Raw genomic sequence first — 22,413 nt, 5'->3', positions numbered from 1 at the left:
ATCAAGCGGAAATCCCCCAAAGCCCGGCGCGGACTGTACGCAGGGGTCGTTTCCAGATGGTGAATGACGGGTTGAGGCGCGCAACTCTAACCACCCGTCGTCCCGGCGAAAGCCGGGACCCATAACCACCGCCTTGTGCGATGGAGTTCGCTGGAGCCCCAGCGTCGCACAACAACTTCATCCTGTGGTTATGGGTCCCGGCTCGCGCTTCGCTTGGCCGGGACGACAGCGGATAAAGCCTACCCGCGCCGCGCGGCTTCCAGCGCCTGCGGGGTGTCGATGTCGAGGAAGGCGCTGTCGCCGTCGACCGGGACCTCGGCGACCACCTCGGCATGCTTGGTGATCAAGTGACGCGCGCCGATGTCGCCGTCGAGCGTCATCAGCTCCTTGAAGAAGCGCCTTGACCACAGCACCGGATTGCCGCGGCGGCCCTCGCTGACCGGGACCGCGATCAGATGGCCGCGGTCGGGCGCGAAGGTCTCGATCAGGCGATCGATCAGCTTCGCATCGATCAGCGGCATGTCGCCGAGGCAGACGATCGCGCCGTCGGCGCTGTCGGAGACCGCCGCAATGCCGGCCTTCACCGAGCTGGCGAGGCCGCCGGCGAAATCCGGGTTGCGGACGAATTTCACCTTGAGGCCATCGAGCGCCCGCTCGACCAGCTCGGCCTGATGTCCGGTGACGACGATGACCTCGGAGGCCTTCGAGGCCAGCGCCTGCTCGGCGACGATGCGCGCGAGCTTCTTGCCGTCGAGCTCGGCGAGCAGCTTGTTCGGGCCGCCCATCCGGGTCGAGCGGCCGGCGGCAAGCACGATCGCGGCAACGTTGCGGTTGCCTTCGGTGTCCGGCACGGTGCGCGGCTGCGGCCGCGTCACGATCTCCATCAGCAGGCCGCCGACGCCCATGCCGGTGAGATCCGACCGCGTCACCTTGATGCCGGCGAGCAGCCGCATCAAGACCCAGTCAAAACCGTTCTCGACCGGCGAGCGCGCACAGCCCGGCGCTCCCAGCACCGGCACGCCGCCGGCGCTGCCGATCAGCAGCAGATTGCCCGGATCAACCGGCATGCCAAAATGCTCGACCGCGCCACCGATCTCGGTGATTGCAGCCGGAATGACATCACGACGGTCGGCGATCGCGGACGCCCCGAACACGATGACGAGCTCGGCGCCCAGTTCGAGCAATTCCTTGATCGAGGCGGCGAGCACCGTCTCGTCATGCGGCACGCGGCGCTCGGCGATGATGGTGGCGCCGGCCGGCGCGAGCCGTTCGGCGGTGACGCGCAGCGTCTTGTCGATCACCTTCGGCGCGAGGCCCGGCAGCAGCGTCGAGACCACCCCGACCTTCTGGATCACATAGGGCGCGATCCGCAGCGTATCCTTGCCGGCCACCGCGACGGCGGCATCGCGTAAGCGCCCCTCGACGCCGAACGGGATCAGCTTGACGGTCGCGATCATCTCGCCTTCGACCACCGGCTTGAACGCGGCGAGGGTCGCGAAGGTGATGGCCTCGTCGACGTCGTTGATGCGGTCGACCGCGGCGCGATCGATCACCAGCACGCCGGGGCGCGCCGCGAACAGATTGGCGCGGCCGGTGAAGGCGCGCTCGACGTTGACGCCCTCGCCGGCCACCGCCTGCGCGATGCTGGCGGCCGCGGCGTCCTCGGAGACGTCGCCCTCGTCGAGCCGCACCACGACGATCTCGTCGACGCCGGCCTTGGTCAGCGCCTCGACCTCGGCGGGGCCGATCGTGGTGCCCTTCTTGAGCACCAGCGCGCCCTGGCGGAGGGTATGAACGGTGACGCCGCCAATCGCGTCGGCCGGACTGGCGGGACCGAACTTCATGCCGCTTCTTCTTTTTGCTTGGGAGGCAGGCGCAGCTGCGCGGTGATCTCGGCCATGATCGCGACCGCTATCTCCGACGGCGACACCGCGCCGATATCGAGGCCGATCGGCGCGTGGATGCGCGCGATGTCGCTGTCCCGGGCGCCCTGCGCGCGCAGCCGCTCGGCGCGCTTGGCGTGGGTCTTCCGCGAGCCGAGTGCGCCGATATAGAAGCAGTCGCGGTCGAAGGCGTGCAGCAGTGCCGGATCGTCGATCTTCGGATCATGCGTCACCGCGACGAAGGCGGTGTAGTGATCGACGTTGAGCGGCGGCAGCGCGACGTCGGGCCATTCGGCGACCAGCGGCACGTCGGGGAAGCGCTCCGGGCTCGCAAACGCGGTGCGCGGATCGACCACCGTGACGTCATAGTCGAGCGAGCGCGCCAACGGCGCCAGCGCCTGGCTGATATGGACTGCGCCGATGATCACGAGCTTTGCGGTCGGCGCGTAGACGTTGAGGAACAGTTTTTTGCCTGATACCTCGATATTGCCGCTCTTGCCCATCCGCAGCTGCTTTGCGAGCTCGGCACGCAGCGGATCGGCGGCGATGTCCGCGGCCTTGACCAGACGCTGATCGCCATTGGCGGTGTCGGTGACGATGATGACCGGGCGGCGCGCGGCGCGCTCGGCGTTCAACGCTTTGAGGATCTCGAGTTTCACGGCTAACCAACCTTCTCGACGAAGACGCGGATGGTGCCGCCGCAGGACAGGCCGACATTCCAGGCGGTCTCGTCGGCAACGCCGAATTCGAGCATTTTTGGCTGGCCGCTCGCGATGACGTCGAGCGCTTCCGTCACGACAGCGCCCTCGACGCAGCCGCCGGAGACCGAGCCGAGGAAGGTGCCGTCGTCATTGATGACGAGGCTCGAGCCGGCCGGGCGCGGCGCCGAGCCCCAGGTCTCGACCACCGTGGCAAGCGCCACGCCATGGCCCTCTTTCTGCCAGGTCTCGGCGGCCTGAAGAATGTCTTCGTCGCGGTTGAGCATGAGAGCGTCTCCTCAAGCAACAGAACGGATCAGGCTGCGGTGGTGCGCCGGCGGCGGGGACGACAGCGCCCCGATCAAGCCCTTGATGGACGTCAAGTTATGCACCGGGCGAAATTCGTCAACGTGGGGCAACATCATTTTGATGCCCTGCGCCTTGGCCTCGAAGCCGGAGTAGCGCAGCAGCGGATTGAGCCAGATCAGGCGGCGGCAGGAACGGTGCAATCGGTCCATCTCGAAGGCCAGTTTGGCATCAGCCTCCCGTTCTAGTCCATCGGATATAAGGAGGACGATGGCGCCCTGCCCGAGCACCCGGCGGGCCCAGAGCTGGTTGAAGCTGTGCAGCGAAGTCGCGATCCGCGTCCCGCCGGCCCAGTCCTCGACCGAGGACGAGCAGCTCGCCAGCGCCTCGTCGGGGTCACGCGCCCGTAACGCGCGCGTCACATTGGTCAGGCGGGTGCCGAACAGAAACACCGAAACCCGCTTGCGGGCATCGGTGATGGCGTGCAGGAAGTGCAGGAACAGGCGGGTGTACTCGCTCATCGAGCCCGAGATATCGAGCAGCGCCACGATCGGCGCCGGCTTTTCGATCCGGCCGAGCTTTCGGATGTCGATGATCTCGCCGCCGGTGCGCAGCGAGTTGCGCACGGTGCGGCGCATGTCGAGCCGTAGGCCCCGCGCATCCGGCTGGTAGCGGCGGGTCACGAGCTCGGCCTGCGGCAGCCGCATCTTGGCGATCTCGCGCGTCACCTCGGCGATCTCCGCCGCGGTCATCTGCGCAAAATCCTTCTTCTGCAGGATCTCCTTGTCGGAGACCGAGAGCTTCAGCTCCTGCTCCTGGGCCTGCGGCCGCTCCTCGCTCCGCGCCGGCTGCGCCATCGCCTCCTGGACGCGGCGCGAGGCCGGCGGCGGCTTCTTCCTGGCGTGGTCGGGCAGCGGCACCGAATCCAGCATGCTCTTCCACTCCTCGGCGGCGCGGAAGAACAGCATAAAGGCCTGGCGGAAGATTAGCGCGTGCTCGTGGCGCTTGACGAAGATCGCTTCCAGCGTGGCGTAGAAATCGGCGCGATGCCCGACCTCGATCAGCTGCAGCGCATCGAGCGCGTCGATCACCGAGCCCGGCCCGACGGGAAGCCCGGCCGCCCGCAGCGCGCGGGCAAAGCCGATCACGTTGTCGGCCATGTGGCCGGTCGGAGGCGCGAGGTGGTTGATCGCCATTGTTTGTACCCTGTCATTCCGGGGCACGCGAAGCGTGAACCCGGAATCTCGCGCAACAACTTCGAGATTCCGGGTTCGACGCTGGCGCGTCGCCCCGGAATGACGAAGAGCTACGTCTCGCTCGTCGCATCCTTCAACGTCTTCTGCAGCGCATCGCCCTGCATGCGCGCGATGTCGTCCTGATACTTCAAGAGCGCGCCCAGCGTGTCGCCGACCACCTGCGGCGTCAGCGAACGGGCGTCCAGCTCGGACAGCGCGGTGGCCCAGTCGATGGTCTCGGCGACGCCCGGCGACTTGTAGAAATCCTGGTTGCGCAGCGCCTGCACGAAGCGGACGACCTGCTGCGACAGCTTGGCGGAGATGTTCGGCACCCGCGACTTGACGATCGCAAGCTCGCGCTCGGCTGTGGGATAATCCACCCAGTGATAGAGACAGCGCCGCTTCAGCGCGTCATGAATCTCGCGCGTGCGGTTCGAGGTGATGATCACGATCGGCGGCGCCGGCGCCTTCACGGTGCCGAGCTCGGGAATCGTGACCTGGAAGTCGCTGAGGATTTCCAGCAGATACGCCTCGAATGCCTCGTCGGCGCGGTCGAGCTCGTCGATCAGCAGCACCGGAGGGCCCGCGACATCGGGCTCGAGCGCCTGCAGCAGCGGCCGCTTGATCAGGAATCGCTCGGCGAAGATGTCGCTGGCGAGCTGGTCGCGATCGGTATCGCCGGAGGCTTCCGCAAGGCGGATCGCGATCATCTGCGCCGCACTGCTCCACTCATAGACCGCGGAGGCGACGTCGAGGCCTTCATAGCATTGCAGGCGGATCAGCTTGCGCCCGAGCGCCGCCGACAACACTTTTGCGATCTCGGTCTTGCCGACACCGGCTTCGCCCTCGAGGAACAGCGGCCGGCCCATCCGCAGCGCGAGATAGGTCACGGTCGCGAGCGACCGCTCGGCGAGGTAGCCGCGCGAGGTCAGGAGATCCTCGAGCGCATCGACGGAAGTGGGTAACGCCGATGCACTCATGGAACAGCCAGTCTTCGAACAGAGGTCAGCAAGGTCACGCCTTGGTACTTAGTCCTTGGCGTTCGCGGCTTCCACCGCCCTGCGCGTCAAAACGCCGATCAGATGCGCGCGGTATTCCGCACTGCCGTGCAGGTCGCTGTTCAGCCCGTCGGCCGAAACCGCGATGCCGTCGAGCACCTTGTGCGAGAAGCGCTTCTTCAGGGCGTCCTCGAACGCGGTGACGCGGAAGACGCCGTCGGAGCCCGCACCGGTGACCGCGACGCGCACGTCGGACGGACGCTTTGCCACGAACACCCCGACCAACGCATAACGCGAGGCCTGGTTGCGGAACTTGACGTAGGCCGCCTTCTTCGGCACCGGGAACATCACCTTGGTGATGATCTCGTCGGCCTCCAGCGCGGTCGAGAACAGGCCCTGGAAATACTCCTCGGCCTTGAGGCGGCGCTTGTTGGTGACGATGGTCGCGCCCAGCGCCAGCACCGCGGCCGGATAGTCGGCGGTCGGGTCGTTGTTGGCGAGCGAGCCGCCGATGGTGCCGCGGTGGCGCACGGCGGGATCGCCGATCAGGCCGGCAAGCTCGGCCAGCGCCGGGATCGCCTCGCCCACGACCGCGGAGTTCGCGACCTCGGCGTGCTTGGCGGTGGCGCCGATGACCAGCGAGCGGCCCTTCATCTCGATCGTGTCGAGACCTTCGATGTGGGAGAGGTCGACCAGATGCGGCGGGCTGGCGAGCCGCTGCTTCATGACCGGCACCAGCGTGTGGCCGCCGGCGATCAGCTTGGCGTCCTCGTTCTTCACCAGGAGGTTGGCGGCCTGCCGCACGGTGCCGGGACGGTGATATTTGAATTCGTACATTGGAATGTCCTGATCGCGCTCGCGATGAATTGCTGACTAGGCGAGGTCCGACTTCGCCATCGCCTTGGCGCCGGCGGCGATCGAAGCGACGATGTTCTGGTAGCCGGTGCAGCGGCACAGATTGCCTTCCAGCTCCTCGCGGATCACCTCGTCGGAGAGCTCGTGGCCCTTGCGATGGACCAGGTCGACCGCGGTCATGATCATGCCCGGCGTGCAGAAGCCGCACTGCAGGCCGTGATGCTCGCGGAAGGCCTCCTGCATCGGGTGCAGCGGCGCGCCATCGGCCGCCAGCCCCTCGATGGTCTTGACCTCGTGACCGTCGGCCATCACCGCAAGCGTCGTGCAGGACTTCACCGCCCTGCCGTCCAGATGCACGACGCAGGCGCCGCACTGCGAGGTGTCGCAGCCGACATGGGTGCCGGTCAGCCGCAGGTTTTCGCGCAGAAACTGGACCAGAAGGGTACGGGGGTCGACATTCGCGTTCACGGGGTTGCCGTTCACGATCATTGAAATCTTGGCCATCAGCACTCTCTTATCTGCGCCACCGCATATCGGCGAAGCAGGCGGTTTTAAATCATTCCAGACGGCATAATATGGGCGCGCCCCGCGATGGGCAACCTTTCGAGCCACCCATCCAGGACATGGCCGGACCTGAATAATCCAGCCGAAAGGCGGGGCTAACCCTGCACCGCCTTGGCGAAATTTGCAAAGAATTCATCGGCCAGCTTCTTGGCGGCGCCGTTGATCAGGCGCTGGCCGAGCTGGGCGAGCTTGCCGCCGATCTGCGCCTCCACATTGTAGCTCAGAAGCGTGCCGCCATCCTTGTCGGCAAGGCCAACGGTGGCGCCGCCCTTGGCAAAGCCGGCGACCCCGCCCTCGCCTTCGCCTGAGATCTTGTAGCCGTTCGGCGGGTCGAGATCGCTCAATGTGACCTTGCCCTTGAAGCGGGCCGAGACCGGGCCGACCTTCATCTTGGCGGTGGCGCGGAAGCCGCCCTCGTCGGTCTTCTCCAGCTCTTCGCAGCCGGGAATGCAGGCCTTCAAAACTTCGGGATCGTTGAGCTTGTCCCACACAGCCTGGCGCGGCGCTGCAAGCTGGACTTCGCCGGTCATTGTCATGGCCATAGGGGACCTCCTCGATCGCTAGAACCTTTTCCCCCAAGTAAAGCAGCCGGGACACAAAGGAAAGGGCACCTTCGGAGGATGAGCGATGCATATTCGCAACCGCAGCAAGCCAAGCCTATCGTTCACGAAATCGCGCAATCCCCGTTGTTGAAAATGCAGGCAGCCCCGGGGCATTGGCATCGACGCGCGACAGTGGTTAGGTCGCCGGCCATGAGCACAGCCCTCTCCCCCCTGCTCGCGCCGATGCTGTCGAGCGCCGCGATGCGCACGGTGTGCGACGACGCCGCCACGCTGCAGAACATGCTGGATTTCGAGGCCGCGCTGGCCCGCGCCGAGGTGGCCTGCGGGGTGATTCCCGCAGCTGGCGCAGGACCAATCGGCGCCGCCTGCAAGGCCGAATCATTCGACACTGCCGCGCTGGCCGACGCCGCGACGCGGTCCGGCAATCTGGCGATCCCGCTGGTGAAGGCCCTGACCGCCAATGTCGCCAAGGCGGACGCCGCGGCGGCGCGCTACGTGCATTGGGGTGCGACCAGCCAGGACGTCATCGACACCGCGACGATGCTGTCGCTGCGCGAGGGGATCGACGCGCTGCTGGCCGACCTCGACCGCGCCGTCGCGGGCTTCGCAAGGCTTGCGCGCGCCCATCGCGACACCGCCGTGGTGGCGCGGACCTGGCTGCAGCACGCCCTGCCGATGCCGTTCGGCCTCAAGCTCGCCGAATATGCCGCGGCGCTGCATCGCTCCCGCAAGCGCTTGCTGCGCCTGCGCCGCGAGACGCTGGCGCTACAATTCGGCGGCGCCGCCGGGACGCTCGCCGCGCTCGGAGATAAGGGGCTGGCGGTCGCCGCCGCCCTTGCGCGAGAGCTCAATCTGCCCCTGCCGGATGCGCCCTGGCATACCCATCGCGACCGCATCGCCGAGGCCGCGTCGGTGTTCGCCATCCTCGCCGGCAGTTGCGGCAAGATCGCGCGCGACGTTTCGCTGATGATGCAGACCGATGTCGGCGAGGCCTTCGAGCCGGCTGGCGCCGGCCGCGGCGGCTCCTCCACCATGCCGCACAAGCGCAATCCGGTCGCTGCGGCGAGCGCGCTGGGGGCTGCGACCATGGCGCCGAATCTTGCCGCCACGATCTTCGCCGCGCAGGTGCAGGATCATGAGCGCAGCGCCGGTCCGTGGCATGCGGAATGGCCGACCTTGCCGGGCCTGATGCTGGTGACCTCGGGCGCGCTTGCCGCCATCGTCGATCTCGCCGAAGGGCTCGAGGTCGATGCGGCGCGGATGCGCGCCAATCTCGATGCGACGCAGGGGTTGATCATGGCGGAAGCCATCACCTTTGCGCTGGCCGACAAGATCGGCAAGAGCGACGCCCATCATCTGATCGAAGCCGCCAGCAAGCGCGCGGTCGCGGAGAAGAAGCACCTGCGCGAGGTGCTGTCGGCGGACGCCAAGGTCACCGCGCATCTCGACGCGAAACGAATCGCGGAGCTGTTCGAGCCGATGGCCTATCAGGGCGCCTCGCAAGCGCTGATCGACCGCCTGCTGGCTTCACTGGATGACAAATAGCGACGATGTCATTGCCGGATTTAAGCCGGCAAGCGCATGACGAGAGGGAAAAGCCGATGCCGATGATCAACGCCGACGGGTGCCTGCTCAACGTCCAGGTGGACGGCCGCGACGGCGGACCGACCTTGATGCTGTCGAACTCGCTCGGCTGCACCTTGCAGATGTGGGAGCCGCAGATGCGGGCACTGACGCAGCTGTTCCGCGTCATCCGCTACGACCGCCGCGGTCACGGCAAATCCGGCGTGCCGGCGGGCCCCTATTCGATGGAGCGGTTCGGCCGCGACGTGCTGGTGATCCTCGACGACCTCAACATCGAGAAGGTGCACTGGTGCGGCCTGTCGATGGGCGGCATGGTCGGACAGTGGCTGGGAGCGAATGCCCCGGAAAGATTCGGCAAGATCATCCTCGCCAACACCGCCTGCTACTATCCCGATCCGACCAACTGGCTCAACCGCATCAAGGCGGTGAAGGAAGGCGGCATCGCCGCGGTCGCCGACGCCGTGATCGCCGGCTGGCTGACCGCAGATTTCCGCGAGCGCGAGCCGGAGACCGCGGCGCGCATGAAGGCGATGCTGATTGCCTCGCCGGTCGAAGGCTATCTCGCCTGCTGCGAGGCGCTGTCGACACTCGACCAACGCGCCCTGCTGCCGAAGATAAAGAGCCCGACCTTGGTGATCGCGGGAAAGCAGGACATGGCAACGCCGGTGTCGGCAGGCGAAATGATCCGCAGCGGCATTCCCGGCGCCAGCATGACGCTGCTCGATGCCGCGCACATTTCCAATGTCGAGCAGTCGCACGCCTTCACCGAAGCCGTGGTCGGCTTCCTGACGCAACGGTAACGGTCATCGTCATTCCGGGGCGGTCCGCAGGACCGAACCCGGAATCTCGAGATTCCGGGTCCGATGCTTCGCATCGCCCCGGAATGACCCAGTGTGTAGCCCGGATGCAGCGAAGCGAAATCCGGGACAAGTCCTTCGGCCAACGCTGAAGCCCCGGATTGCGCTGCGCTCCATCCGGGCTACGATTTCATGAGGAGACATCCATGGACGACAATCAGCGCCGCGACGACGGCATGACGCAGCGCCGCAAGGTGCTCGGCAATGAATGGGTCGACAAGTCGATCAAGAACCGCAACGCGTTCAACACCGACTTCCAGGACCTGATCACGCGCTATGCGTGGGGCGACATCTGGACCCGGCCGCATTTTGATCACCGCACGCGCCGCGTGCTTGTGATCGGCACCATGGTCGCGCTCGGCCAGTGGGACGAATTCCGTCTGCATGTGCGCGCCGCGCTCGCCGAGGGCGGCTTCACGCCCGACGACATCAAGGAGATCCTGCTGCAGCAGGCGATCTATTGCGGCGTGCCAGCGGCCAACCACGCCGTCAAGGAAGCCGGCGCGATCATTGCCGAGCTAGGAGCATGATCCGGAAAAGTGCGAAGCGGTTTTCCGAAAAGATCATGCGCAAAAAACGACTAAAGTGCGAAGACTATCGCGCTTTAGGGCTGCTGAAGGGATAGCTGGCCTGCGGGCGTTTCGGTGGTCGTTGCTGCATTGGCAGACGCTCGAGCTCGCTTCGGCGAGGTCTCAAACAGCATCACGATCGCGGTCCCGAGCAGCATCAGAAGCTCGGACGCATGCATGCGCATCGCTTCGACCTCGCCGACCTTGGAAGCCATCATCATGCTGGCGAAGCTCAGCACGCTGCCAAGGCAGAGCGCCACCGCGAGCGCCTCATCGGCGCCGCTGCTGCTCTTGCGCAACGGCGAGAACGCGGCCATCGCGAGGAAGACTGTGAAGAACGCCACCACGGTGATCCGCGCCAGCGCGAGCAGCCACGCGAGCCGCACCGTCGCCATCTTGCCGAGGTGCAGATAGTCGCTGGCATAGAACGCGATCGACACGCTCGGCCGCTCATAGAGGCCGTGGATCGGCGACACCATGATGCTGAAGGCGATGATGGTCCAGACCGGAATGAAATAGGCCGCAAGCAGCGCGCCATTGAAGGAGCTGATCCGCCAGTTGTTCGACATTGCCGCTTCCCGTGCTTCCCGCGCCTTTCAGACCGGCGACGGTTCAGGGCGCGAGCTAACGCCGATCAATTGCCGGCAGCAATTTAAACCCTTTGTTAAGGTTAAGCGCGATGCGATGGTTCCGGATCGATGCGATCGGGCCCGGCCGGGATCTGCGCAAGATCGGCGCCGGCCGGGGATAAAGGGGGTAAAATGACCGAAAGAACGCGCGTTTTCGTCGCAACGCCCTGCTACGGCGGCGATCTGAAGATGGCCTATGTGTTGTCCGCCCTGAAGCTTCAGGCTGCGGCCACCGCCCGGGGCATCGACATCCAGTTTCATCTGATCGGAAACGAATCGCTGATCGTCCGCGCCCGGAACGAACTGGCCCACCAATTCCTTGCATCCGGCGCCAGCCATCTCCTGTTCATCGATGCCGATATCGGGTTCGAACCCGAGTCCGTCTTCCGGCTGCTGGATTGCGGTGCCGACGTTTCCGCCGCGGCCTATCCGCTTAAGCACATCGATTGGGCAAAGGTGCAGCGGGCTGCGGACGCCAAGCGCAAGAACCTCGCGTCATCCTCGCTGGACTATGTCGTCACATGGGAGGGCGACCAGATCACGTCTCGCGGCGACGGCTTCGCCAAGGTCCGATATGCCGGAACCGGCTTTCTCATGATGAAGCGATCCGCCCTCGTCAGGCTGTGCGACGCCCATCCCGAACTCAAATATCGGGCGAACCACAAGTCCAACGACTTGAACACCGGCGACCTGGTCCGCGCCGACCTCGACCGCGTGTCGCTGTTCGAATGCATGATCGACAAGACGACCGGCGAGTATTTGTCCGAAGATTACGCGTTCTGCCGGCGCTGGATCGATCTCGGCGGCGAAATCTGGCTCGACCTCCGAAGCGAGCTCACGCATTTCGGTTCGTACGCCTTCCGCGGCCGCTTCGCCGACCAGTTGGCCTGAACAAGACAGCCCAAGCGAAAAGGGTTTAAGCCTGAACAAGGAAGGCCTCGCCTTTCGGCGAGGCCTCCCTGCTAGTTCGGCTCAATTGTCCGAATTAGCGCTCCGGATTGGGCTTCTGGCCCTGCCGGCCCTGATCCTGCTGTTGCTGGCCGGGCTTCTGGCCGCCGCCCTGCTGCTGCTGGCCGGGCTTCTGATTGGGGTTCTGGTTCGGCTGTCCCGGATTCTGATTTGGGTTGCTCATTCAGCTACTCCCTTTGCTTTCATCAAGCTGGGGACAACGCGCGCGTCGGAAGCGCGGTTGCTCGGGGAACACGGGTTCCGGCGTGATCATTGCAAGGCAAGGCCATGTCGGCCCTGTGACATCGGAACCGCATCCGCCAAACTAGTTATGTACAAGCCCTTTCTGCTGCTGCCACGCTGTTGCCGCGGCCGGGGTTCCACTGTTAGAAAACGACACGACGTGACGGATCAGGCTGCCGGGGCCCTCGCCGCGTCACCCTCGACGTAGCGTTTTCGAGCGAAGTGGGAACCGGTTCGCGTGAAGAAGGCGCGTCCAGATCAACACGAGAGCCTGGTCGGTTCTCAACCGAACAGGCTCTGACGGCAGCGTATGGATTATTTCGCCCAGCAATTGATCAACGGCCTCGTGCTCGGTTCGATCTACGGCCTGATCGCCATCGGCTACACGATGGTCTACGGCATCGTCGGCATGATCAACTTCGCCCATGGCGACATCTTCATGATCGGCGGCTTCATCGCGCTGATCTCGTTCCTGGTGCTGGTGTCGCTCGGCCTCACCGCGATCCCCCTGATCCTGCTAATCGTGCTGCTGGTCTCGATGGCGATCACCGCGCTCTATGGCTGGACCATCGAGCGCATCGCCTACCGACCCTTAAGGCATTCGTTCCGCCTGGCGCCGATGCTGTCCGCGATCGGCATGTCATTCGTGCTGACCAATTTCTCACAGGTGTCGCAAGGCGCGCGGGTGAAGCCGGTGCCGCCGATCATCACCGGCGGCTACACGCTGCATGAAGGCTCGTCGGGCTTCGCCGTGCAGCTCTCCAACATCCAGATCATGGTCGTGCTCGCCACCATCGTCGTGCTGGCGCTGTTCACCTGGCTGGTCTCGCGCACCCGGCTCGGACGCGACATGCGCGCCTGCGAGCAGGACCAGACCATGGCCTCGCTGCTCGGCGTCGACGTCGACCGCACCATCTCGATGACCTTCGTGATCGGCGCCGCGCTCGCCGCGGTCGCAGGCATGATGTATCTCCTGTATTACGGCCTGGTCGATTTCTTCATGGGCTTCGTCGCCGGCATCAAGGCGTTCACCGCCGCCGTGCTCGGCGGCATCGGCTCGCTGCCGGGCGCGATGCTCGGCGGACTCGCGATCGGCCTGATCGAGACGTTCTGGTCGGCCTATTTCTCGGTGGAGTACAAGGACGTCGCCGCGTTCTCGATCCTGATCGTGGTGCTGATCTTCATGCCGACCGGCCTGCTTGGCCGTCCCGAAGTCGAAAAAGTCTGACAGGCACTTCGTGAGCGCGACCTCAGCCCGCCCCTCGCACGCCGCGCAGCCCTTGGGCAGCGCCTTCATTCTCAAGAAAGCCCTGATCAGCGCCCTTGTCGCGCTGGTGCTGTTCTCGCTGATGATCGGCATTCGCACCGAAGCCGGGCCGCAGGGCGGCCTGATCTACTGGACGCGGTTCGGCGACCTCGCAGCCCTTGTCGGCGCGGTGTTCGGCGGCAGCATCGTCGTCGAGTTGCTGCGGCAGTGGTGGGGGCCGGTCGACAAGGACCGCATCGTGCCGAAGCCGGTGCAATCAGCGATGTCGTTCGCCGGCCGCTGGCTGGCGCCGGCGCTGTTGGTGTTCACCTTTCTCGTGCCTGTCATCTTCTACAACCAGCGCTACATTCTCGACCTGTCGATCCTGGTCCTGACCTATGTGATGCTGGGATGGGGATTGAACGTCGTGGTCGGCCTCGCCGGCCTGCTCGACCTCGGCTACGTCGCGTTCTACGCCGTCGGTGCCTATTCCTACGCGCTGCTTGCCACCAATTTCGGATTGTCGTTCTGGGTCTGCCTGCCGCTTGCCGGCATCCTGGCGGCGTTCTGGGGCGTGCTGCTCGGCTTCCCGGTGCTGCGGCTGCGCGGCGACTATCTCGCGATCGTGACGCTCGCCTTCGGCGAGATCATCCGCCTTGTCATCATCAACTGGCAGAGCCTGACCGGCGGCCCCAACGGCGTCTCGGGAATTCCCCGCCCGACAATGTTCGGCATTCCGCTGACGGCGGGTGAAGACGGGCTCGCCGCCAAGCTCGGCATCGAATTCTCGCCGACCCACCGCCTCGTCTTCCTGTTCTATCTGATCCTTGCGATGGCGCTGATCACCAACTGGGTGACGATCCGGCTGCGGCGGCTGCCGATCGGCCGCGCCTGGGAGGCGCTGCGCGAGGACGAGGTCGCCTGCCGCGCGCTCGGCATCAACACCACGACCACCAAGCTGACGGCGTTCGCGACCGGCGCGATGTTCGGCGGCCTCGCCGGCGCGTTCTTCGCCACGCGGCAGGGCTTCATCAGCCCGGAATCCTTCACCTTCCAGGAATCGGCGCTGGTGCTGGCGATCGTGGTGCTCGGCGGCATGGGCTCGCAGCTTGGCGTGGCGCTTGCGGCGCTGACCATGATCGGCGGCTTCGAGCTGTTCCGCGGCCTCGATCAATACCGCATGCTGGTGTTCGGCATGGCGATGGTGCTGCTGATGATCTGGCGGCCGCGCGGGCTGATCGGCCATCGCGCGCCGACCGTGTTCCTGGAACGCAACCAGGCGATCTCGTCCGACCTCGTCAAGGAGGGCCACGGATGAGCGGCGACCCCATTCTCACCGTCGACCGCCTGATGATGCGCTTCGGCGGCATCGTCGCCGTCAACGAACTGTCCTTTGCCGCCGAGCGGCGCAAGATCACCGCGCTGATCGGGCCGAACGGCGCCGGCAAGACCACCGTGTTCAACTGCATCACCGGGTTCTACCGGCCGAGCGGCGGCGCGATCCGCCTCGCCCATGACGACGGCCGCACCATCCAACTCGAGCGGCTGAACGATTTCCGCATCTCCAAGCAGGCCAAGGTGGCGCGCACCTTCCAGAACATCCGGCTGTTTCCCGGCATGACCGCGCTGGAAAATCTGATGGTCGCCCAGCACAACGCGCTGATGCGCGCCTCGGGTCTGACCCTGCTCGGACTGCTCGGCCTGCCGTCCTGGCGCGAGGCCGAGCAGCGCGCCATCGATCTGGCGCGGACCTGGCTCGCGCGCGTCAGCCTGCTCGACCGCGCCGACGATGCCGCGGGCAACCTGCCCTATGGCGACCAGCGCAGGCTCGAGATCGCGCGCGCGATGTGCACTGAACCGGCGCTGCTCTGTCTCGACGAGCCGGCGGCCGGACTGAATGCGCGCGAGAGCGGCGGGCTCAACGAGCTGCTGCTGTCGATCCGCAACGAACAGGGCACCTCGATCCTCCTGATCGAGCACGACATGTCGGTCGTGATGGAGATCTCCGATCACGTCGTGGTCATGGACTACGGCGTCAAGATCGCCGAAGGCACGCCGCAGACGGTGCGCGACGACCCCAAGGTGATCGCCGCCTATCTCGGCGCCGACGAGGAAGAGGCGATCGCCGTGATGGAGAGCGGCACGTGACGAGCGCAGCCAGCAAGCCCCCCACCTCCCCCTGCAAGGGGGAGGTCGACCGCGAAGCGGGCGGGTGGGGGTCACGCTTTTCCCGCACGAAAGATATGACGGCACGGGCGCGATCTCTCCGCGCAAACATGACCGATGCGGAAGCCTGCCTCTGGCGTGCGTTGCGTCGCGATCAACTCAACGGCTTCTCTTTCCGCAAGCAGCACCCGATCGGCCCGTACACCGTCGACTTCTACTGCTCGCGCCTTGGTCTGGCTGTTGAGGTGGACGGTGGTCAGCATGCCGAGCAGCGGAAGCAGGCCGACGATCGCCGAACCGCATGGCTCGCGGAAAAAGGCGTCACCGTGGTTCGCTACTGGAACAACGACGTGCTGTCGAATTTGGACGGCGTGCTGAGCGACTTGGTCACGCACATGGAGGGATTGGCGCAAGCGGCGACAACCCCCACCCCAACCCTCCCCCTTTCAGGGGGAGGGAGAACCGACACCGCCATGTCGGCCAAGAAGGGGAACGAGTCATGACCCAGCCCCTGCTCGCGGTGCGCGGCGTGCGCGCGGCGTATGGCAAGATCGAGGCGCTGAAGGGCGTCGATATCGAGATCAATCGCGGGGAGATCGTCGCCCTGATCGGCGCCAACGGCGCCGGCAAGTCGACGCTGATGATGACGATTTTCGGCAGGCCGCGCGCCCGCGCCGGCGCCATCGAGTTCGACGGCCGTGACATCACCGGCGTGCCGACCCACGAGATCGCGCGGCTGCGCATCGCACAATCGCCGGAGGGCCGGCGGATCTTTCCGCGCATGAGCGTCGCGGAAAACCTGCAGATGGGCGCCGATGCCACCGAATGCAGCGAGGCCGAACGTGCAGCCGGGCTGGAGCGGGTGTTCGCGCTGTTCCCGCGCCTGAAGGAACGCGTCGCACAACGCGGCGGCACGCTGTCGGGCGGCGAGCAGCAGATGCTGGCGATCGGCCGCGCCTTGATGAGCCGGCCGCGGCTGTTGATGCTGGACGAGCCCTCGCTCGGGCTCGCGCCGCTGATCGCGCGCCAGATCTTCGACGCCATCCGCACGCTGAACCGGCAGGACGGCCTCACTGTCCTGATCGTGGAGCAGAACGCCAACCATGCGCTGAAGCTCGCCCATCGCGGCTATGTCATGGTCAACGGGCTGATCACGCTGGCCGGAACCGGCGCCGAATTGCTGCAGCGCCCGGAAATCCGCGCCGCCTATCTGGAAGGCGGCCGCCGCGGCTAGCTTGACGTTCCGTGCCGCCCCCGCAAGCAAGACGCGGCGGATGCAGCGTCGATTTGCCTGAAAATTGCCGGTGACTTCGCCGCGAAATCAGCTGAGAATGCCCGCGGTTTTGGGGCCCGGCGTGCCGGGCCCTTCCGCAAGAGGCAACGACCACGAGGGACGTCTCATGAAATCACTGAAGCTGATCGGCCTGGCACTTGGCGCTTCGTTCGCATTATCGGCGAGCGCGTTCGCGCAAGACATCACCATCGCCGTCGCGGGCCCGATGACGGGCTCCGAATCCGCTTTCGGCCGGCAGATGAAGAACGGCGCCGAGCAGGCGGTCGCCGACATCAACGCCGCCGGCGGCGTGCTCGGCAAGAAGCTCGCGCTGGAAGCCGACGACGATGCCTGCGATCCGAAGCAGGCGCGCTCGATCGCGGAAAAGATCGGCTCTTCGAAGATCCCGTTCGTGGCCGGCCATTTCTGCTCGTCGTCCTCGATCCCGGCCTCCGAGGCCTATGCCGACGCCAACGTGCTGCAGATCACCCCGGCCTCGACCAACCCGCTGTTCACCGAGCGCAAGCTCTGGAACGTGGCGCGCGTCTGCGGCCGTGACGACCAGCAGGGCCTGGTCGCCGCCGACTACATCATGAAGAACTACAAGGGCAAGAACGTCGCGATCCTGAACGACAAGACCACCTACGGCAAAGGCCTCGCCGACGAGACCAAGAAGGCGCTGAACAAGGCCGGCTTCCAGGAGAAGATGTTCGAGTCCTACAACAAGGGCGACAAGGACTTCAACTCGATCGTCTCGCGCCTGAAGCGCGACAACATCGATCTGGTCTATGTCGGCGGCTACCACCAGGAAGCCGGCCTGATCCTGCGCCAGATGCGCGACCAGGGCCTGCAGACCGTGCTGATGGCGGGCGATGCCATGAACGACAAGGAGTTCGCCTCGATCACCGGCCCCGCCGCCGAAGGCACGCTGTTCACGTTCGGTCCGGACCCGCGCAACAAGCCGACCGCGAAGGCGATCGTCGAGAAGTTCAAGGCCAAGAACATCGACCCCGAGGGCTACACGCTCTACACCTACGCCGCGATGCAGGTCTGGACCCAGGCCGTCGCCAAGGCCGGCTCGACCGACGCCAAGAAGGTGATGGACGCCATCAAGGCCGGCGAGTGGGACACCGTGCTCGGCAAGATGGCCTTCGACGCCAAGGGCGACATCAAGGCGATCGATTACGTCGTCTACAAGTGGGACGCCAAGGGCAACTACACCGAGATCAATCCGAAGGGCTCCTGAGCCTCTCGCGCGTCTGATCCAACCAGAGTACGAGAACGCCCCGGTCCGCCGGGGCGTTTTTTTGACCTGATGCCTGCAAGTCTTACCGCACGTCTCCGCCCGCCCGCGCCCGACGGTTGATGCATCCGTCGCGGCTGCTATACCGGATCGATCGGACAGCAGGCGGATGGACCCATCGTGAAAAACCTTCTCACCGATATTGCCGGCGTTGCCGTCGGCCATGCCGACGATCCAACGGTCGCCTCCGGCGTCACCGCCATCCTGTTCGAGCGGCCGGCGGTCGCCTCGATCGATGTCCGCGGCGGCGGTCCGGGCACCCGCGAGGAAGCGCTGCTTTCGCCGCACAACGTCGTCGAGGCAATCGACGCCATCGCGCTGTCCGGCGGCTCGGCGCACGGGCTCGACGCCGCCGGCGGCGTGCAGGCCTGGCTTGCCGAGCGCGGCCGCGGCTTCCGCATCCGCGACGCGGTGATCCCGATCGTGCCGGGCGCGATCTGCTTCGACCTGCTCAACGGCGGCAACAAGGCGTGGGGACGCTTCCCGCCCTATCGCGACCTCGGCTACGCGGCGGCCAATGCCGCCTCCGACGACTTTGAGCTCGGCAGCGTCGGCGCCGGCATGGGCGCGACCACGGCCAACCTGAAGGGCGGCCTGGGCTCGGCGTCCGACGTGACCGACGATGGCGTGACGGTCGCGGCGCTCGCGGTGGTCAACGCGGTCGGCAGCGTCACGGTCGGCAGCGGCCCCTGGTTCTGGGCGGCGCCGTTCGAGGTCGGCGGCGAATTCGGCGGGCGCGGCCTGCCGCCGTCGTTCACGCCGGACATGCTGAAGGCGCGGCTGAAGGGCGGCGCCGACGCCAGCGCCGCCGAGAACACCACCCTCGTCGTCGTGGTGACCGATGCGCAGTTGACGAAGCCGCAGGCGCGGCGGCTTGCGATGATCGCGCAGACCGGCATGGCGCGCGCGATCTATCCCGTGCACGCCCCGCTCGACGGCGACGTGGTGTTCGCTGCCGCGACCGGCGCCAGGCCGATCGATCCGCTGTTCGGCCTCACCAAGCTCGGTGCGCTCGCCGCCAACACGGTGGCGCGCGCCATCGCCCGCGGCGTCCATTCGGCGACCGCGCTGCCATTCGCCGGCGCGCTGCCGAGCTGGCGGGACAAATTCGGTTAGTTCAAGTTGAAGCGACGTGCTCGCGGAGACTCCCCCTCACCCGGAACGCATCTGACGATGCGTTCCGGCCTCTCCCCGCACGCGGGGCGAGGCGAAGCAGAGGCAGCCTGCACTATTCGATGCCCAGTGTGTCGAGCTACGCGCTGACCGAAACCGCAGCGAAGTCCTGCGCCGAGATCGCCTTCGCCTGGCGCTGGATCAGCTGCTCGACGATATTGTACGACGAGGCCGCGTTGAGGGTCGCGGCGGATGTGGCCGGCGTCGTCATCGCCACCTTCGAGCCGTCGGCATAGGTCGTCGTCGTGGTGGTCGAGCCGTCGCTGTTGGTCACCGACGTCGAGGTCGCACCGTCCAGCGCCTGCATCAAGGGATCGGAGCTCGATCCGCCCGCGCCGCCGCTGGAGCCGTCGGTCGAGCCGCTGGCCATGTGATGGCGATGATGGCCACTGCCCTTGTGGCCCTGCAAGGCCTGGGACATCTCGTCGAGGCTGACGTTACCGTCGCCATTGCTGTCGAGCTTGGAGAACACGTCGTCGGCCTGCGCCGTGTTGGTGCCGCCAGCGCCGAGCGCGTTCTCGAATTCAGACTGGGTGATCTTGCCGTTGCCGTCGGCATCGATCTGCGAGAACAGGTCCTTGAGCGCATCCGAGCGGCTGGCCGCCGTCGGGCTGTTTGAAACCGCGGTCTGGGACTGGCTTTGCGCGGAAATCAGCGCGCCCATCGTCAGCGGCGAAATCTGCCCGGAGCCGCTGCCCGAGCCGGTACCGGTGCTGCTGCCGGCCGACGTCGATGTACCGGTCGAAGGGGCGAACAGGCCGGTGGTCTGATTCCCCTGACCAGAGCTGCCGGTCTTGGTCGTCGACTTCGACGACATCAGCGAGCTCAAGAGGTCGATGGCCGACGACGCAGCGCCAAGGGCGAACAGCATGGCAATACTCCAACAGGGCCGCGCCTGGCGGCTCAAACGCTGGTCAATGGCTGAGCAAAGGGCGTGCCATGGCAAAAACCCAGCAAAACCAGGCGTTCCCGCATCGAAGCGGGTTCCGCGCACCCGGCAAGAGCTGCCGCCGGCGGAAGAATTTTCCGGTCGCAGAGCGCCGTCCGCTCGCATTGCCCGCCACGCGTCCGCATGTTAGGCGGACTCACCCGTCGCCCCCTGAAGTCTTCCGGAACAGCTGACATGACTCAGTCATTCACCCCGCGTCCCCTCGTTATCGCTCCGTCGATCCTGGCGTCGGATTTCTCAAAGCTCGGCGAGGAGGTCCGCGCCGTCGACCAGGCCGGCGCCGACTGGATCCATCTCGACGTGATGGACGGGCACTTTGTGCCGAACATCTCCTACGGCCCCGACGTCATCAAGGCGATGCGGCCGCACACCAGGAAGATCTTCGACGCCCATCTGATGATCTCGCCCTGCGATCCCTATCTGGAAGCTTTCGCCAAGGCGGGCTGCGACCACATCACGGTGCATGCCGAGGCCGGCCCGCATTTGCACCGCTCGCTGCAGGCGATCCGCGCGCTCGGCAAGAAGGCCGGCGTCTCGCTCAATCCGGCAACGCCGGCGAGCGCGATCGAATATGTGCTCGACCTGATCGACCTCGTGCTGGTCATGTCGGTCAATCCCGGCTTCGGCGGCCAGGCCTTCATCCGCTCGGCGATCGGCAAGATCTCTGATGTCAGGGCGATGGTCGCGGGCCGGCCGATCGACATCGAGGTCGACGGCGGCGTTGCGCCCGACGTCGCGGGCCAGCTCGCGGCCGCCGGCGCCAACGCCTTTGTCGCGGGGTCCGCCGTATTCAAGGGCGGCACCGTCGAGGCCTACAAGACCAACATCGCCGCGATCCGCCATGCGGCAGCCGAAGCTCGCGGCGAGGCGATTTGACGATCCGGGGAAACTAGAACACTGCGGGCGGCGTGGCCGCGGCATTCGCCGCTTGCTCCGCCGCCTCATCGCCCTCGCCGCCGTCCGCTTGCGACGCCAGCCGCGACGGCCGCACCACGGTCACCGTGCACGGCGCTTCCCCCGCGACCCTGGCGGACACGCTGCCGAGCAGCGCGCGCCGCAGCGAGTTCTGCCGCGCGCCGATGATGATGTGGTCGACCAGGTTGACCGCTGCGAATTCCAGGATCGCGGCGGCGGGATCGATCGCCTCCAGCACATGCACGGTCAGCCGCCCCTCCTCGAGCCCGAACGGCCGCGCCCAGTGCTGCAGCGCCACCAGGCGATCGACATGCTTGTTCTGACCCTGCTCGTCATGGGTGCGGTCGATCGCCAGGCGATTGAGCTTCAGCACGTTCACGCAGGCGAGTCGCGCCGACGGCGAGGTCGACAGCACGCGCTCGGCGGTGACGCGGATGGTGTCGTTCAGCGCCTCGGCACCCTCGCCGATATCGAGCGCGACGGCAACGATCGGGCTCGAGGCGAGCTGGGCGGCGACATCGGACTTCGGCCGCGGCGGCACCGCGCCGAGATTGAAGCGGCGGCGCCACACCGTGCTGAGCGGATCGCGGCGCAGCCGCTGCGCCCGCGCCGTCAGCTTCACCTGATCGGGATGGCCGAGATCGAAGGCAAGCTGCGCCGCGGTCGGATAGCGCGCGGCGGGGTCGATCTCCAGGCAGCGCAGCACGATCTCCTGCAGCCAAGGCGGATAGTCGGGCTTCAGCTCGCGCGGCGGATAGGGGTCACGCCACAGCCGCCGGCGCATGCCGCGCAGGCTTTCGGTCTCGCCGAACGGGCGCACGCCGGTGGTGAAGAAATAGAGCAGCACGCCGAGCGAAAACAGATCGCTGCGCGGATCGTCGCGGACGCCGAGCAGGCGCTCCGGCGCCATGTAGGGCGCGGTGCCGTAAGGCAGGCGAAACTCCTCCTGCAACAGGTCGGGCAGATGCCGGTGATGCGAGAGGCCGAAATCGATCAGCACCGCCTCGCCGCGCTCGCGGAACATGATGCTGCTCGGCTTGATGTCGTGATGGATGACGTTCTGCCGATGCAGGCTGGCGAGTGCGGTCGCGATCTTGCCGCCAATCACCCTCACCTCCTCATACGGCATCGGCAGCTCGCCGAGCCGCTTGTAGAGCGTCTGACCGGGGATGCGCTCCATCACCACATAGGCCTGGCGTTCGAAGTCGCCGGTGCCGAAACAGGCCGGCACGTGCGGCCCCGACAGCCGCGGCAGGATCATCTGCTCCATCTCGAAGCTGACGATCGCGGCCGGATCCTCGCCCTCCGAGGTGAGCGGCACCTTCATCAGCAGCGGCACGGTGATGCCGGGATGGGTGACGCTCCACAGCGTCGCCATACCGCCGCGGTGCACGCGTTCGCCGATGGTGAAGCCATCGATCTCGGCGCCCGCCTGCATCGCCAGCGCCGCCATCGG

General features: G+C 66.2%; 24 protein-coding genes. 12 read left to right on the top strand and 12 right to left on the bottom strand.

The window, feature by feature from the left end; translation table 11 throughout:
* Positions 1–239: 239 nt before the first annotated feature.
* From QA635_RS17155 to QA635_RS17120, 8 genes are all read right to left on the bottom strand, one after another.
* A complete protein-coding gene (locus QA635_RS17155; protein WP_283070532.1) occupies positions 240–1,844 on the bottom strand; it encodes an NTP transferase domain-containing protein in 1,605 nt (534 codons plus the stop codon).
* On the bottom strand, positions 1,841–2,542 hold the full coding sequence (locus QA635_RS17150) for an XdhC family protein (protein ID WP_283070531.1): 702 nt from the start codon (positions 2,540–2,542) through the stop codon (positions 1,841–1,843). The genes QA635_RS17155 and QA635_RS17150 overlap by 4 nt, the downstream gene beginning before the upstream one ends.
* A gap of 2 nt (positions 2,543–2,544) precedes the next feature.
* On the bottom strand, positions 2,545–2,868 hold the full coding sequence (locus tag QA635_RS17145; RefSeq protein ID WP_018272401.1) for an XdhC family protein: 324 nt from the start codon (positions 2,866–2,868) through the stop codon (positions 2,545–2,547).
* A gap of 12 nt (positions 2,869–2,880) precedes the next feature.
* Positions 2,881–4,083, bottom strand: coding sequence for a vWA domain-containing protein (locus QA635_RS17140; protein ID WP_092090105.1), 1,203 nt, complete (start codon positions 4,081–4,083; stop codon positions 2,881–2,883).
* Positions 4,084–4,193: 110 nt separating this feature from the next.
* The gene (locus QA635_RS17135; protein ID WP_076858627.1) at positions 4,194–5,102 is read right to left on the bottom strand and encodes an AAA family ATPase; all 909 of its coding nucleotides are present in this window, start codon (positions 5,100–5,102) and stop codon (positions 4,194–4,196) included.
* A 48-nt stretch (positions 5,103–5,150) separates the two neighbouring features.
* Positions 5,151–5,957: an FAD binding domain-containing protein gene (locus QA635_RS17130; RefSeq protein WP_050383296.1), complete on the bottom strand. Its 807-nt coding sequence runs from the start codon at positions 5,955–5,957 to the stop codon at positions 5,151–5,153.
* A 36-nt stretch (positions 5,958–5,993) separates the two neighbouring features.
* Positions 5,994–6,479 (bottom strand): (2Fe-2S)-binding protein, encoded by a 486-nt coding sequence (locus tag QA635_RS17125; RefSeq protein WP_028336799.1) that lies wholly within the window; start codon positions 6,477–6,479, stop codon positions 5,994–5,996.
* Positions 6,480–6,634: 155 nt separating this feature from the next.
* A complete protein-coding gene (locus tag QA635_RS17120; RefSeq protein WP_016840413.1) occupies positions 6,635–7,081 on the bottom strand; it encodes an SRPBCC family protein in 447 nt (148 codons plus the stop codon).
* A gap of 210 nt (positions 7,082–7,291) precedes the next feature.
* On the opposite strand from QA635_RS17120, the gene QA635_RS17115 reads away from it, so the two are divergent.
* The 3 genes from QA635_RS17115 (at position 7,292) to QA635_RS17105 (ending at position 10,073) form a co-directional block, all read left to right on the top strand.
* Entirely contained in the window at positions 7,292–8,647 is a 1,356-nt protein-coding gene (locus QA635_RS17115; protein WP_283070520.1) for a 3-carboxy-cis,cis-muconate cycloisomerase, read from the top strand.
* Positions 8,648–8,703: 56 nt separating this feature from the next.
* Positions 8,704–9,486, top strand: a complete 783-nt coding sequence (gene pcaD / locus QA635_RS17110) for a 3-oxoadipate enol-lactonase (RefSeq protein ID WP_283070519.1) — start codon at positions 8,704–8,706, stop codon at positions 9,484–9,486.
* Positions 9,487–9,689: 203 nt separating this feature from the next.
* Positions 9,690–10,073, top strand: coding sequence for a carboxymuconolactone decarboxylase family protein (locus QA635_RS17105; RefSeq protein ID WP_092090102.1), 384 nt, complete (start codon positions 9,690–9,692; stop codon positions 10,071–10,073).
* A 74-nt stretch (positions 10,074–10,147) separates the two neighbouring features.
* On the opposite strand, the gene QA635_RS17100 is transcribed toward QA635_RS17105, so the two are convergent.
* Positions 10,148–10,681 (bottom strand): hypothetical protein, encoded by a 534-nt coding sequence (locus tag QA635_RS17100; RefSeq protein ID WP_283070517.1) that lies wholly within the window; start codon positions 10,679–10,681, stop codon positions 10,148–10,150.
* Between the two features lie 192 nt (positions 10,682–10,873).
* Between QA635_RS17100 and QA635_RS17095 the strand changes: the two genes are divergently transcribed.
* On the top strand, positions 10,874–11,632 hold the full coding sequence (locus tag QA635_RS17095) for a hypothetical protein (protein ID WP_283070515.1): 759 nt from the start codon (positions 10,874–10,876) through the stop codon (positions 11,630–11,632).
* Positions 11,633–11,726: 94 nt separating this feature from the next.
* On the opposite strand, the gene QA635_RS17090 is transcribed toward QA635_RS17095, so the two are convergent.
* Positions 11,727–11,873 carry a hypothetical protein gene (locus tag QA635_RS17090; RefSeq protein WP_168858023.1) on the bottom strand — a complete coding sequence of 49 codons (147 nt, stop codon included), beginning with the start codon at positions 11,871–11,873 and terminating at the stop codon, positions 11,727–11,729.
* Positions 11,874–12,242: 369 nt separating this feature from the next.
* Between QA635_RS17090 and QA635_RS17085 the strand changes: the two genes are divergently transcribed.
* The 7 genes from QA635_RS17085 to QA635_RS17055 all read left to right on the top strand — a co-directional run bounded on the left by QA635_RS17085 (position 12,243) and on the right by QA635_RS17055 (position 19,036).
* The gene (locus QA635_RS17085) at positions 12,243–13,160 is read left to right on the top strand and encodes an ABC transporter permease subunit (RefSeq protein ID WP_283070513.1); all 918 of its coding nucleotides are present in this window, start codon (positions 12,243–12,245) and stop codon (positions 13,158–13,160) included.
* 10 nt (positions 13,161–13,170) lie between these two features.
* A complete protein-coding gene (livM, locus tag QA635_RS17080; RefSeq protein WP_283070511.1) occupies positions 13,171–14,496 on the top strand; it encodes a high-affinity branched-chain amino acid ABC transporter permease LivM in 1,326 nt (441 codons plus the stop codon).
* Positions 14,493–15,326, top strand: a complete 834-nt coding sequence (locus QA635_RS17075; RefSeq protein WP_283070509.1) for an ABC transporter ATP-binding protein — start codon at positions 14,493–14,495, stop codon at positions 15,324–15,326. The genes livM and QA635_RS17075 overlap by 4 nt, the downstream gene beginning before the upstream one ends.
* A 128-nt stretch (positions 15,327–15,454) precedes the next feature.
* Positions 15,455–15,847, top strand: a complete 393-nt coding sequence (locus QA635_RS17070; protein ID WP_283070507.1) for an endonuclease domain-containing protein — start codon at positions 15,455–15,457, stop codon at positions 15,845–15,847.
* The gene (locus tag QA635_RS17065) at positions 15,844–16,578 is read left to right on the top strand and encodes an ABC transporter ATP-binding protein (RefSeq protein WP_028336790.1); all 735 of its coding nucleotides are present in this window, start codon (positions 15,844–15,846) and stop codon (positions 16,576–16,578) included. The genes QA635_RS17070 and QA635_RS17065 overlap by 4 nt, the downstream gene beginning before the upstream one ends.
* A gap of 166 nt (positions 16,579–16,744) precedes the next feature.
* On the top strand, positions 16,745–17,863 hold the full coding sequence (locus tag QA635_RS17060; protein ID WP_028336789.1) for a branched-chain amino acid ABC transporter substrate-binding protein: 1,119 nt from the start codon (positions 16,745–16,747) through the stop codon (positions 17,861–17,863).
* A 177-nt stretch (positions 17,864–18,040) separates the two neighbouring features.
* A complete protein-coding gene (locus tag QA635_RS17055) occupies positions 18,041–19,036 on the top strand; it encodes a P1 family peptidase (RefSeq protein WP_283070505.1) in 996 nt (331 codons plus the stop codon).
* A 136-nt stretch (positions 19,037–19,172) separates the two neighbouring features.
* Here QA635_RS17055 and QA635_RS17050 read toward each other — a convergent pair whose 3' ends face one another.
* Positions 19,173–19,964 carry an EF-hand domain-containing protein gene (locus QA635_RS17050; protein WP_283070504.1) on the bottom strand — a complete coding sequence of 264 codons (792 nt, stop codon included), beginning with the start codon at positions 19,962–19,964 and terminating at the stop codon, positions 19,173–19,175.
* 252 nt (positions 19,965–20,216) lie between these two features.
* On the opposite strand from QA635_RS17050, the gene rpe reads away from it, so the two are divergent.
* Entirely contained in the window at positions 20,217–20,918 is a 702-nt protein-coding gene (rpe, locus tag QA635_RS17045; protein ID WP_038380608.1) for a ribulose-phosphate 3-epimerase, read from the top strand.
* Between the two features lie 13 nt (positions 20,919–20,931).
* Here the strand turns inward: rpe and QA635_RS17040 are convergent, their stop codons facing one another.
* Complete coding sequence (locus QA635_RS17040; protein ID WP_283070502.1) at positions 20,932–22,410, bottom strand: serine/threonine protein kinase; 1,479 nt, start codon at positions 22,408–22,410, stop codon at positions 20,932–20,934.
* Positions 22,411–22,413: the final 3 nt, after the last annotated feature.

The organism is Bradyrhizobium brasilense (assembly GCF_029714345.1).
In the GTDB taxonomy this organism is placed as follows: domain Bacteria; phylum Pseudomonadota; class Alphaproteobacteria; order Rhizobiales; family Xanthobacteraceae; genus Bradyrhizobium; species Bradyrhizobium australafricanum.
Note: the sequence above shows the minus strand (reverse complement) of the source record. Positions and strands in the feature narration are given on the sequence as shown.